This window comes from Bradyrhizobium guangdongense (genome assembly GCF_006483445.1).
Taxonomy (GTDB): Bacteria; Pseudomonadota; Alphaproteobacteria; order Rhizobiales; family Xanthobacteraceae; genus Bradyrhizobium; species Bradyrhizobium guangdongense_A.
In genome coordinates this window covers 1-12377 of record NZ_PPPT01000238.1, presented here as the reverse complement: position 1 = coordinate 12377, position 12377 = coordinate 1, and the positions used below count along the sequence as shown (strand labels likewise).

At 65.5% G+C, this 12377-nt stretch carries 10 protein-coding genes; 9 read left to right on the top strand and 1 reads right to left on the bottom strand.

Annotation, left to right across the window (positions count from 1 at the left end):
* Positions 1-396 precede the first annotated feature (396 nt).
* Positions 397-1143: a ParA family protein gene (locus tag C2U70_RS29565; protein ID WP_140982165.1), complete on the top strand. Its 747-nt coding sequence runs from the start codon at positions 397-399 to the stop codon at positions 1141-1143.
* A 263-nt stretch (positions 1144-1406) separates the two neighbouring features.
* Here the strand turns inward: C2U70_RS29565 and mutM are convergent, their stop codons facing one another.
* Complete coding sequence (gene mutM / locus C2U70_RS29560; RefSeq protein ID WP_140982164.1) at positions 1407-2288, bottom strand: bifunctional DNA-formamidopyrimidine glycosylase/DNA-(apurinic or apyrimidinic site) lyase; 882 nt, start codon at positions 2286-2288, stop codon at positions 1407-1409.
* A gap of 81 nt (positions 2289-2369) precedes the next feature.
* Between mutM and ubiE the strand changes: the two genes are divergently transcribed.
* From ubiE to C2U70_RS29520, 8 genes are all read left to right on the top strand, one after another.
* On the top strand, positions 2370-3131 hold the full coding sequence (gene ubiE, locus C2U70_RS29555; RefSeq protein WP_140982163.1) for a bifunctional demethylmenaquinone methyltransferase/2-methoxy-6-polyprenyl-1,4-benzoquinol methylase UbiE: 762 nt from the start codon (positions 2370-2372) through the stop codon (positions 3129-3131).
* Positions 3128-4702: a 2-polyprenylphenol 6-hydroxylase gene (gene ubiB, locus C2U70_RS29550; protein WP_140982162.1), complete on the top strand. Its 1575-nt coding sequence runs from the start codon at positions 3128-3130 to the stop codon at positions 4700-4702. The genes ubiE and ubiB overlap by 4 nt, the downstream gene beginning before the upstream one ends.
* Positions 4703-4758: 56 nt before the next feature.
* Positions 4759-6198 carry a bifunctional phosphopantothenoylcysteine decarboxylase/phosphopantothenate--cysteine ligase CoaBC gene (gene coaBC, locus C2U70_RS29545; protein ID WP_140982161.1) on the top strand — a complete coding sequence of 480 codons (1440 nt, stop codon included), beginning with the start codon at positions 4759-4761 and terminating at the stop codon, positions 6196-6198.
* Positions 6195-6653, top strand: a complete 459-nt coding sequence (gene dut, locus C2U70_RS29540; RefSeq protein WP_140982160.1) for a dUTP diphosphatase — start codon at positions 6195-6197, stop codon at positions 6651-6653. The genes coaBC and dut overlap by 4 nt, the downstream gene beginning before the upstream one ends.
* A gap of 231 nt (positions 6654-6884) precedes the next feature.
* Entirely contained in the window at positions 6885-9389 is a 2505-nt protein-coding gene (locus tag C2U70_RS29535) for a sensor histidine kinase (protein WP_186294554.1), read from the top strand.
* Positions 9390-9399: 10 nt separating this feature from the next.
* Positions 9400-10923, top strand: a complete 1524-nt coding sequence (gene tsaE, locus C2U70_RS29530; RefSeq protein WP_140982158.1) for a tRNA (adenosine(37)-N6)-threonylcarbamoyltransferase complex ATPase subunit type 1 TsaE — start codon at positions 9400-9402, stop codon at positions 10921-10923.
* 147 nt (positions 10924-11070) lie between these two features.
* Positions 11071-11394: a PilZ domain-containing protein gene (locus C2U70_RS29525; RefSeq protein WP_140982157.1), complete on the top strand. Its 324-nt coding sequence runs from the start codon at positions 11071-11073 to the stop codon at positions 11392-11394.
* A 123-nt stretch (positions 11395-11517) separates the two neighbouring features.
* On the top strand, positions 11518-12240 hold the full coding sequence (locus C2U70_RS29520) for a nucleotidyltransferase family protein (protein ID WP_140982156.1): 723 nt from the start codon (positions 11518-11520) through the stop codon (positions 12238-12240).
* Positions 12241-12377: the final 137 nt, after the last annotated feature.

Genomic DNA, 12377 nt, shown 5'->3' with positions numbered 1-12377 from the left:
CGCGGCGTCGATGGCGTTGCCGCCGGCGGCCAGCATCTCGGCGCCGGCGCTGGAGGCGAGCGGATGATTGCTCACAACCATGCCGCGACTGGAGACCGCCGGCATCTTCTGGCATGCGAAGGTTGTCGCCGCGCGATCGCGCCAGTTGCCGCTCATGGTCAAACCCCTTTTTGTTCGCGATAACAAGCACATCATACGTACGACTACGGGTCCAGTAGTCGTACGGATTAGCTGGCATTCCCGATTCCGCCATCATCGTTAAAGTTGATTCGGACATCCGCGATCCCCTTTGGATCGGGCCGGGCACGTCCTGAGCGAGAAGAGCTCAGCATCATCTTCGATGCACGTTCGCGTGGCGTGACCCCAGACCCAAGCACCTCCAGAGGATTTTTGACTATGCACACGATCGTACTGGCCACCCAAAAGGGCGGCAGCGGCAAGAGCACGCTAGCCATCGGCCTCGCGCTGGCTGCCCGGCAGGCCGGCTTCTCCGTTCGCCTGATCGAGACCGACCCGCAGGGCACCCTGTCGAACTGGCAGCGCCGCCGCACGGCCGAGGACATCGTCGTCGAGCCGATCTATCACGCCGCCGACATCGAGCCGCGCCTCAAGATGCTGGCCGAAAGCGGACTTCAGCTCGCGATCGTCGACACCGCTGCCGGCTTGTCCGCCGCCACCACGGCCGCGATCCGCCACTCCGACCTCTGCCTGATCCCGTCTCGCCCGACGGTCGCCGACATCGAGGCCACCACCTCGACGCTGAGCGTCGCGCGCGCCTGGAAGCGTCCCTTCAGCTTCGTGCTGAACCAGACCCCGATCCGCGGCCAGCGCATCGACAACGCGGCCGGCACGCTCGCCGAGGAAGCCGCCCTCGACCTCGCCGAGGTGGTTGCCCGTCCGCTGATCGTGATGCGCAACGACCATCAGGACTCGCTCGCGGCGGGCCTTAGCGTCAGCGAATTCGCGCCCAACGGCAAATCGACCGAAGAGATCCGCGGCCTCTGGCGCTGGATCGCGAACCGGCTCGATCTGTCGGCGGCCGCGACAAATCTGCTGATCGACCAGGTCATCACGGCTGCGGACGACGTGCTGCACGCCACCGACGAGTTCGCGCAGGACGAAGCGACCTCGTTCACGGCCTGAGCCACGCGCTCAGGTGATGTTTCCGGCTCCTCGCGTTCACGCTCGCGAGGAGTTTTAGCGACGAAGCAATCCGGCACGCCAGCCCGCCGGATTGCTTCGCTCCGTTTTGAAGGCTCCATCCCCGCCATTGCGAGCGCAACTCTCGCCGAGATTTCGCTCTCGGAGCCCGGATGGAGCGCAGCGCAATCTGGGACACCTGCATCCGTTGCGCGAAGACCCCGGATTGCGCTGCGCTTCATCCGGGCTACGGCGCTAGGGCTGCATCACTTCTGACATTTCGGGCACCAGAAGGTCGACCGGCCGTTCTGGGTGAAGCGCTTGACGATGCCGCCGCAGCCGGGCGTCTTGCACGTCTCGCCTTCGCGGTCATAGACCTTGAATGAATGCTGGAAATAGCCGAGCTCGCCCGAGGTCTGGCGGTGATCGCGCAGGCTCGAGCCGCCGGCCTTGATGGCGTCGTTGAGCACCGTGTGGATCGAAGAGACCAGCCGCTTGGCGTGATCGGTGACCTCGCCCTTCTTCGTCGCCAGCGTTGCAGCGATCCGGCGCGGCGACAGATGCGAGCGATGCAGGGCTTCGCAGACATAGATGTTGCCAAGTCCTGCCACCACGCGCTGGTCGAGCAGCGCGGCCTTCAGGCTGGTCTTCTTGCCGGCACAGGAGTCCGCGAGCATCGCGGCATCGAATTCGTTGCCGAGCGGCTCCGGGCCTAACCCGCGCAACAGCGGCTCCTGATCCAGCGCGTTGCGCGCGATCACTTTCATGTAACCGAAGCGGCGCGGATCGTTGAAGACGATGTCGGCGCCCGACGACATCCGGAACAGGACGTGATCGTGCGTCGTATCCTTGCTGCGTGCATGGTGAAATTCGCCGGGCGATTGTTCGTCCTCGGGCTTGATGACGCGGAACGAGCCGGACATGCCCAAATGCATGAGGAGCACGTCGCCGGAGGCGAGATCGGCCATGAGATATTTTGCACGGCGGCCCAGCCCCGTGACGATCTGTCCCTGCAGCCGTTTCACGAAATCGGGCTGAAAAGGAAAGCGCAAATCGGCCCGGCGGGCCTCCGCTGTGAGGATTTTGGCACCCTCCATGACGGGCTGCAGGCCGCGGCGGACGGTCTCGACTTCAGGCAATTCAGGCATGGTCAGGCATTCACCTTATGAGGGTGGTGTGATAGCGCCATTGCGCCGGCCGCGCTATGGTCGGCGTCGTGGAGTAGAGTGATGGATCGGCCGGGCGAAACAACCCATTTTGGCTTTAGAGACGTCCCCCTGGGGGACAAGCAGACGCTGGTGAATGACGTCTTTCACAGCGTCGCCTCGCGCTACGATTTGATGAACGATCTGATGTCTGTCGGCCTGCACCGGGTCTGGAAGGACATCATGATCAACACGCTCGATCCGCCCCGCTCGGAGCGGCCGTTCGCACTGCTCGACGTCGCCGGCGGCACCGGCGATATTTCGTTCCGTGCCGCGAAAGCGGCTGGACCCGGCTTCCATGCCACCGTCTGCGACATCAATTCGGACATGCTGGCGGTGGGCCGCGAGCGCGCCGCGAAGCGGCATCTCGACCATCAGGTCGATTTCGTCGAAGGCAATGCCGAAGCGCTGGCGTTTCCCGACCGCAGTTTCGATGCCTACACGATCGCGTTCGGCATTCGCAACGTGCCGCGGATCGATCTCGCGCTCAGTGAAGCCTATCGCGTGCTGAAGCCCGGCAGCCGGTTCCTGTGCCTGGAATTCTCGACTGTCGAGGTGCCCGGGCTCGACCGGATCTACGATTTGTTTTCCTTCAAGGTGATTCCGCCGCTCGGCCGCATGGTGACCGGCGACGCGGAGTCCTATCAGTATCTCGTCGAGTCCATCCGCAAGTTTCCAAAACCCAACGCCTTCGCCGAGATGATCCGCGAGGCCGGCTTCTCCCGCGTCACCTGGCAGACCCTGTCCGGCGGCATCGTGGCACTGCATTCGGGCTGGCGTTTGTGATTTCTGCGATTACCCACATTGCGCGTCTGGCCCGCGCCGCGCTGGTGTTTGCGCGCGAGGGCGTGTTCGGCTCGATCGATCCGAGCCTGGTGCCGCCGCCCGGCCAGCTTGCGCTGAAGGCGGCGCGTCTCGTCGAACGGCGCGGCGCAAAGCACGGGCCACGACTGTCGCGCGCACTGACGCGGCTGGGACCAGCCTATCTCAAGCTCGGCCAGTTCCTGGCGACGCGCCCCGACGTCGTCGGCGTCCACATGGCGCGCGATCTCGAAAGCCTGCAGGATCGCCTGCCGCCATTTCCGCAAGCCGAAGCGGAGGCCGCGATCGCCACCTCGCTGGAGCGCCCGCTCAGCGACGTATTCGTCAGCTTCGGCCCATCGGTCGCGGCCGCCTCGATCGCGCAGGTGCATCGCGGCGAGGTGCTGCGCGACGGCGTGCGCCAGTCGGTCGCGATCAAGGTGCTGCGGCCCAACGTGTCCTCGCGCTTCCGCCGCGACCTCGCCGATTTCTTCTTCGTGGCTGATAAGGCCGAGGCCTATTCGGCCGAGGCGCGGCGCCTGCGCCTGATCGAAGTCATCAACACCATGTCGCGCTCGGTCGCGATGGAGATGGATTTGCGGCTGGAGGCGGCCGCGCTGTCGGAGATGGCGGAGAACACGCGCGACGATCCGGATTTCCGCGTACCGACGGTGGACTGGGACCGCACCACGCACAACGTGCTGACGATGGAGTGGATCGACGGCATCGCGCTGAACGATCACAAGCGCCTGGAAGAGGCGCAGGTCGACCTGCCCGATCTCGGCCGCAAGGTGATCCAGAGTTTTCTGCGGCACGCGCTGCGCGACGGTTTTTTCCACGCCGACATGCATCCGGGCAACCTGTTTCTGGACGATGCCGGCCGTCTCGTTGCCGTGGATTTCGGCATCATGGGCCGGCTCGGCATGAAGGAGCGGCGCTTCCTCGCCGAAATCCTGCTCGGCTTCATCACCCGCGACTATCGCCGCGTGGCGGAAGTGCATTTCGAGGCGGGCTACGTGCCCGCGCATCACTCGGTCGAGAATTTTGCACAAGCCATCCGCGCGATCGGCGAGCCGATCCATAACCGTACGGCGGAAGAGATCTCGATGGCGCGGCTGCTGACGCTGCTGCTCGAGGTCACCGGCTTGTTCGACATGACGACGCGGCCTGAGCTGATCCTGCTGCAAAAGACCATGGTCGTGGTCGAGGGCGTGGCGCGCGGTTTTGATCCGAAGCTCGATATCTGGAGGATCGCCGATCCCGTGGTGCGTGAATGGATCGAGCGCAATCTCGGTCCGATCGGCCGCGTGCAGGGTGCCATCGCCGGTACAGGTGACCTCGCAAAAGTCCTGATGCGGCTGCCCGACATCGCCGCGCGGTCGGTCGTGGTGCTGGAGCAGCTGGAGGCTATGACGCGCGAGGGCCTGCGGCTGTCGCCGGAGACCATCGCGGCCATGGGCCGCAGCGAGGGCCGCAAGAACCGCTGGCGCACCGTGGCGCTCTGGATCATCGCCGCCACCTTCATCGGAATCCTGATCGCCGTCAGAAATCTTTGATTGCGATGCAATCATGAAAATGATAGCATTGCTATCATTCCGTGCTGGAGGGCGCCTTGGCAAGCCTGACCATCCGCAAACTCGACGAAGGCGTCAAAACCTACCTTCGGCTCCGATCGGCCCAAAACCGCCGCTCGGTCGAGGAGGAGGTCCGGGTCATCCTGCGTGAGCTCATCGAGGGCCGCGAGGAGCCGCTGACGGGCTCGGCGGCACCGGCTACGCTATCCCCCGCTCCCACGCCCCAACGCACCAGCGCGCTTGCCGAGGCCAGCGTCACCCTGATCATCGGCGGCGGGATCGCGGCGTTCAAATCGCTCGACCTGATCCGGCGGCTGAAGGAACGGCGCATCGAGGTCCGCTGCGTGCTGACCCAGGCGGCGCAGCAATTCGTCACGCCGCTGTCGGTGAGCGCGCTGTCCCATGAGCGGGTCTACACCGATTTGTTCGACCCGCAGAGCGAGTTCGACGCCGGACATATCCGGCTAGCGCGCGACTGCGATCTCATCATCGTGGCGCCGGCGACGGCGGACCTGATGGCGAAGATGGCGAACGGCCATGCCGACGATCTCGCCAGCGCCATTCTGCTTGCGACCAATCGAAAGATCCTGATCGCGCCGGCGATGAATCCGCTGATGTGGTCCAATTCAGCGACCCGCCGCAACGTGGCGCAGCTCGGGCGCGACGGCGTAACCTTCATCGGCCCCAACAGCGGCGAGATGGCGGAGGCCGGCGAAGCCGGTGTCGGCCGGATGTCGGAGGCGATAGAGATCGCGACGGCCGCCGAGCGCCTGTTGCGGCCGCCGGTGCCGCGGCCCCTTGCGGGCAAGCGCATCTTGATCACGGCGGGGCCGACGCACGAGCCGATCGATCCCGTGCGCTACATCGCCAACCGCTCCTCCGGCAAGCAGGGTTTTGCGATTGCCGCAGCGGCGCAAGCCGCGGGCGCCGATGTGATTCTGGTGAGCGGCCCGGTCGATCTCGACGATCCCGCTGGCGTCGCGGTCAAGCATGTGGAATCCGCGCGCAACATGCTGGAGCAGGTCGAGGCGTCGCTTCCCGTCGATATCGCGATCTTTGCCGCCGCCGTTGCCGACTGGCGCGTCGCCAACGCCGGCGAGCAGAAGCTGAAGAAGACCTCAGCCGGCATGCCGCCGCTGCAGCTCGTCGAAAACCCCGATATCCTCGCCACCATCTCCAAGATGAAGGACAAGCGCCCGCCGCTGGTGATCGGCTTTGCCGCCGAGACCGAGCATCTCATCGACAACGCCAAGGCCAAACTGAAGCGCAAGGGCTGCGACTGGATCGTCGCCAATGACGTCTCGCCCGCGACCGGCGTGATGGGCGGCGACCGCAACACGGTTCACCTGCTTACCCGCAACGAAGGCGACATCGCGGTGGACTCCTGGCCTGTGATGACCAAGGACCAGGTCGCGACCGAGCTGGTCGCGCATATCGCCAAGAGCCTCGCCAACAAACCGCTGGAGCCGGCCAAGTGAGCACCAAAGTCACCGTCGAGGTTCAGCGCCTGCCGCACGCCGAAGGCCTGCCGCTGCCGGCCTATCAGACATCAGAGGCTGCCGGCCTCGATCTCCTCGCGGCCGTTCCGGAAGGCCAACCGATGACGCTGGCGCCGGGCAAATACGCGATGGTGCCGACCGGCCTTGCTATCGCGCTGCCGCCGGGCTTCGAGGCGCAGGTGCGGCCGCGCTCCGGGCTCGCGGCCAAGCACGGCGTCACCGTGCTCAATTCACCCGGCACGATCGATGCGGATTACCGCGGCGAGATCAAGGTCATCCTGATCAACCATGGCGCGGCGCCCTTCGTGATCGGCCGCGGCGAACGCATCGCGCAGATGGTGGTCGCGCCCGTGGTGCAGGCCGCGCTGGTTCCCGTCGCCTCACTCTCGGAGACCGATCGCGGTGCCGGCGGCTTTGGTTCGACCGGCCGCTAGAGTCTTGCCGGAAAACGCCAGCACCTCGCCTCAAATCCGCATCGTTTGACCGCAAAACTACGTGGAGAGATTCGCGCGGGCCGCATTTTTGTGTGCCTGGCTTTGCGTTCACGATCTGGACTCTTACCGGTGGAGTCACGAAGCGGATATTGTCGTTTGATTCGCGCGCGGCGGGGGAAGTCGCCGCGCGTAAATTCGTGCGGTCCTGATATCCGCGGACTTGGGGCAATTATGTCAGGCGTGATCGGGTCGATGCGTCGGACGCTGCTGTCGTGCACCTCATTGGCGCGCAACAGCCTGATCGGTAGCGCTCTCGCAGCGCTGCTTCCGGCTGGGCCTGCGAAGGCAGCGGACTTCATCGACTCCCTATCGACACTACTGGATTTCAACCGGCAGGAAATCGCGGTGCTCGCGACCGCGCTCGCCCTGCTCGGCTTCTCTGTTGTGGCCGCGATCCTGCTGATGCGCACGCGCGTGCGCACGGCCAAGAACGAGGCGCGGCTGCGCGCACGGATCGGGGAACTGCAATTGCAGGCCGATCGCTTCGGCGCGCTGCTGTTTGCGGAACCGCAGATCCTGATCTCATGGCCGGCCGGCGACAATCGCGCGCAGATCTCCGGCGACATCTCCATGGTGCTGCCGCGGGATTCATCCCCGCAGCGCGTGCTCGCGTTCGGAACCTGGCTGCCGCCGGAACCGGCGCTGCAGATGGACCACGCCGTCGACGCGCTGCGCGAGCGCGGCGATGGTTTCCAGCTCAACGTGACCACGGCCAACGGCCACACGCTCGAAGCCATCGGGCGCGCCATCGGCGGCCAGGCCATTGTCCGGATTCGCGAATTGTCCGGCCTGCGGCGCGAGCTCGCCGAAACCAACCTGCGCCATAAGGCGCTGCTCGACGAGACCGAGATGCTGCGCGGCTTCGCCGCCGCTGCGCCCTGGCCGATCTGGGCCAAGGGCGCCAACGGCGCGCTTGCCTACGCCAACCCGGCCTATGTACGGGCAACGGAGGCGCAAAGCGTCACCGATGCCCAGGAGCGCAAGCTCGAACTGCTCGACAGCGCCGACCGCACCGACATGGAACGCGGCCTGAAGGAGGCGGCTCACTTCACCTCGCGCCTGCCGATCGTGATCGGCGGCGAGCGTCGCATCTACGATGTCCGCGCCGTCAATGTCGGCGCAGGCAGTGTCGGTGTCGCAATTGACGCCAGCGAAGCCGACGCCCTGAGCTCGGCGCTGGTGCGCATGGCTGAGGCGCATCGCCGCACGCTCGACCAGCTCTCCTCCGGCGTCGCGGTATTCGACGGCCAGCGGCGGCTCGCCTTCTACAACGATTCCTACCGCCGTCTCTGGGACCTCGACCGCAACTTCCTGGATTCCAATCCGGACGATTCCAGCGTGCTCGATCAGCTCCGGGCCGCGCGAAAACTGCCGGAGCAGCCTGACTTTCGCGCCTGGAAGGCAAAGCTGCACGAAGCCTATCGCGCGGTCGAGACCGCCAAGGACACCTGGTACCTGCCCGACGGTCGTGCACTCTCGGTCGTCACGACGCCGAATCCGGAAGGCGGCGTCACCTATCTGTTCGACGACGTCACTGAAGGCCTCGATCTCGCCCGCCGCTTTGACGGCTTGATCCGGGTCCAGCGCGAGACGCTGGACAGCCTCGCCGAAGGCGTCGCGGTGTTCGGCAGCAACGGCAAGGCGCAGCTGTTCAATCCGGCCTTTGCGCGGATGTGGAAGCTGTCGAACGATGCCTTGCGCGACGAGCCGCACATCCAGACCGTCGAGAGCTGGTGCCATCAACTGTTCGACGACCCGGCCGTCTGGCGGCAGATCCGCGAGGCCATCACCTCGATCGAGAACCGCGTCGACGTGCCGCTGAAGCTGGAGCGCAAGGACGGCAGCGTGCTCGACGGCATGATCCGGCCGCTGCCCGACGGCGCGACCATGCTGACCTTCCAGGACATCACCGACACCGAGAATGTCGAGCGCGCGCTGCGCGAGCGCAACGAGGCGCTGGAGGCCGCCGACCAGATGAAGGTGGACTTCGTCCACCACGTCTCCTACGAGCTGCGCTCGCCGCTGACCACGATCATCGGCTTTGCGCATTTCCTCAGCGATCCCTCGACGGGACCGCTGACGCCGAAGCAGGCCGAATACCTCGACTACGTCACCAAGTCGACCAATGCGCTCCTGGCACTGACCAACAACATCCTCGATCTCGCCACCATCGACGCCGGCGCGATGAAGCTCGAGCTCGGCCCCGTCGACGTCTCCAAGGCGATCGAACTTGCCGCCGAAGGCATCCAGGACCGCCTCGCCACCGACCGCATCCGCCTCAAGGTCGACATCGCGCCCGATGTCGGCAGCTTCACCGGCGACGAGAAGCGCGTGGTGCAGGTGCTCTATAATCTGCTGGCCAATGCCGTCGGCTTCTCGCCGCCGGATTCGTCGGTTGGCATCAGCGCGCGCCGATCCGAGCGCAATGTCATCTTCACCGTGACGGATTCCGGCCCCGGAATCCCCGCAGACATGAAGGACAAGGTGTTCAACTGGTTCGAAAGCCGCTCGCAGGGCTCGCGCCATCGTGGCGCCGGCCTCGGCCTGTCGCTGGTGCGCTCTTTCGTCGAGCTGCATGGCGGCAAGGTGCGGGTGGATTCGCTCGTCGGCAAAGGCACCACCGTGACCTGCGACTTCCCGACCGACCAGGCGGCGCATCGCGACGCCGCCGAGTGAACGCGCCCAAATGAACGCGTCAACGACATTCTCCGTCGCGCTCGTCAACGAGACGGCGACCGCGCAACTGATGGCCGACCTTGCGCTGCTGGTCGGCGCCGGCGACGTCATCGCGCTCTCGGGCGATCTCGGTGCCGGGAAGACGGCAGCCGCACGCGCCATGATCCGTTACCTCGCCGGCGACGAGACACTGGAGGTGCCGAGCCCGACCTTCACGCTGGTGCAGGGCTATGAGCAGCTCCCCGTGCCGGTGCTGCATGCCGACCTCTACCGCGTCGAGGACGAAGGCGAGCTCGACGAGATCGGGCTGTCGCCGCTGCCGGACGGAGTGCTGGCGTTGATCGAATGGCCGGAGCGCGCGCCCAAGGCCATGCCCGAGGATCGCATCGACATCGCGCTCACGCACCGGCCGGCACTGGGTTCGACCGCACGCGCGGCTGACATCACCGGTCACGGCAAGGCGGCGGCAACCGTCGCACGATTGCAGGCACTGCGGGAGTTTCTCGACAAAGCCGGCTACATCGACGCGACGCGGCGGCGCATGGCCGGCGATGCCTCGACCCGCTCCTATGCGCGGCTCGTCCGCGACGACGGCATCACGATCCTCATGAACTTTCCGCAGCGGCCGGATGGCGCCGCACTCTATGACGGAAAGTCCTACAGCGCCGCCGTGCATCTCGCCGAGAACGTCAGGCCCTTCGTCGCCATCGATGAAGGCCTGCGCGCGCAGGGTATTTCGGCACCCGTGATCCATCACAGCGATCTCGGCCACGGCTTCCTCATTACCGAAGACTTTGGCAGCGAAGGCGTGATCGAGGGCGATCCGCCGCGCCCGATCGTCGAGCGCTATGAGGCCGCGACCGACGTGCTGGCTGCACTGCACGGCAAGATACTGCCGGACACGCTGCCGCTGACCGCGACCACCGACTACGCCATTCCCGTCTTCGATACCGAAGCATTGCTGATCGAGATCGGCCTGATGCCGGAATGGTATCTCCCCGACCGCAACGCCGAACTCTCCGAGGACAAGCGCGCGGAATTTTTTGCGATGTGGCGCGAGCTCTTGAAAAAGCCGATGGCCGCACCAAAAACCTGGGTGCTGCGCGACTACCACTCGCCGAACCTGATCTGGCTCGAAGGCCGCTCCGGCAGCGCGCGCGTCGGCGTGATCGACTTCCAGGACACCGTGCTCGGGCCGAAGAGCTACGATGTCGTGTCGCTGCTGCAGGACGCCCGCATCGACGTGCCCGAAAATATCGAGCTGACGCTGCTGTCGCGCTACATCAAGGCGCGCCGCGCCGCGGATGCGGGCTTCGATCCGGCCGGCTTCGCCGAGCTCTACGCCATCATGTCGGCGCAGCGAAATACGCGGCTGCTCGGCACGTTCGCCCGCCTCAACCGCCGCGACGGCAAGCCGCATTATCTGCGCCACCAGCCGCGGATCTGGACCTATCTCAACCGCTCGCTGGCCCACCCCTCGCTCGCGCATCTGCGCGACTGGTATCTCGCCAACGTTCCCCCGCCGCAGGGCTGATTCGAGAACCACAGAAACAGCCGCCATCCCGGACAAGCGTAAGCGCAGGTCCGGGACGACAAGCGCGAGGATTTACCGGCTGTTAGCCATCGCACCGTTAATCTCGGCCTCTGGAGGCCGGGCAACTACGGGGCTGGAGCGGGGAGCATGACGACGAGTACCGATCAACGCGGTGGCAGCGGTAACCGCGTCGTGTTCGAGCGCGGCATTCCGGCCCATATGATGGGGATCGACGGCACCTGGCGGCGTGACTGCGTCATGGAGGACGTCTCCGAGACCGGGGCCAAGCTGACGGTCGAGGGTTCGGTCGAGGGTCTCCATCTGAAGGAATTCTTTCTCCTGCTGTCGTCGACGGGCCTGGCCTATCGGCGCTGCGAGCTGGCCTGGGTCAATGGCGACCAGATCGGGGTCAATTTTCTCAAGCAGGGCGACAAGAAGCGTAAGGCGCGGTCCACAGCGACCACTGCCTGAGTGCAACACCCGTCGTACAAACGTCACCTCGGGTGACTATGGCGGTTAGGTTCGATGCGGCCGGCGGATCCTCATGCTAGGGTTGTTGCGGCCGCGAAATTGAGGTTCTGAGAAAGCCGACCGATGTCCGTCAAACCGACCAAAGCCATGGTGCTCGCCGCAGGGCTGGGCCTGCGTATGCGCCCCCTGACGGAGAAGATGCCGAAGCCGCTGGTTCCGGTGGCCGGCCAGCCGCTCCTCGACCATGTGCTTGACAAGCTCGGCCAGGCCGGCGTCACCGACGCCGTGGTCAACGTGCATTATCTGGGTGAGCAGATCATCGATCACGTCGCCACCCGCAAGCTGCCGCATGTGACCATTTCCGACGAGCGCAACGAGGTGCTCGGCACCGGCGGCGGCGTGGTCAAGGCGCTGCCGCTGCTCGGCGATGCGCCGTTCTATCACGTCAATTCCGACACGCTGTGGATCGACGGCGTGCGCTCAAACTTGGCACGGCTCGCCGAGAATTTCGATCCGGCACGGATGGACATCATGCTCTTGATGGCGCCGACCGCGAGCAGCATCGGCTATAGCGGGCGCGGCGACTACTCCATGCTGCCTGACGGCACGCTGCGCAAGCGGCGCGAGAAGGAAGTGGTACCGTTCGTCTACGCCGGCGCCGCCATCATGTCGCCGTCGATTTTCGCCGACGCGCCCAACGGCGAGTTCTCGCTGACAAAAATGTTCGACCGCGCCAATGAGCAGGACCGGCTGTTCGGCCTCCGCCTCGACGGCCTCTGGATGCATGTCGGCACCCCCGACGCCGTGCATGCCGCGGAAGAGGCGTATCTGGAGAGTGTGGCGTAGGCCGCAAACGCCGACGCCGTAGGGTGGGTTAGCACGTGGCCGCGCGAGGCGCGGTCCACTGGCGTAACCCACCTCTTCTGTGTCCGCGGCGGCAGAAGTGGTGGGTTACGCCATCGGACTGCGCTTCGCGCAGCCGC

Coding starts and splice junctions, on each gene's coding strand:
- C2U70_RS29565 (WP_140982165.1), top strand. CDS start 397: ATGCACACGATCGTACTGGCCACCCAAAAGGGCGGCAGCGGCAAGAGC.
- mutM (WP_140982164.1), bottom strand. CDS start 2,288: ATGCCTGAATTGCCTGAAGTCGAGACCGTCCGCCGCGGCCTGCAGCCC.
- ubiE (WP_140982163.1), top strand. CDS start 2,370: ATGGATCGGCCGGGCGAAACAACCCATTTTGGCTTTAGAGACGTCCCC.
- C2U70_RS29535 (WP_186294554.1), top strand. CDS start 6,885: ATGTCAGGCGTGATCGGGTCGATGCGTCGGACGCTGCTGTCGTGCACC.
- tsaE (WP_140982158.1), top strand. CDS start 9,400: ATGAACGCGTCAACGACATTCTCCGTCGCGCTCGTCAACGAGACGGCG.
- C2U70_RS29525 (WP_140982157.1), top strand. CDS start 11,071: ATGACGACGAGTACCGATCAACGCGGTGGCAGCGGTAACCGCGTCGTG.
- C2U70_RS29520 (WP_140982156.1), top strand. CDS start 11,518: ATGTCCGTCAAACCGACCAAAGCCATGGTGCTCGCCGCAGGGCTGGGC.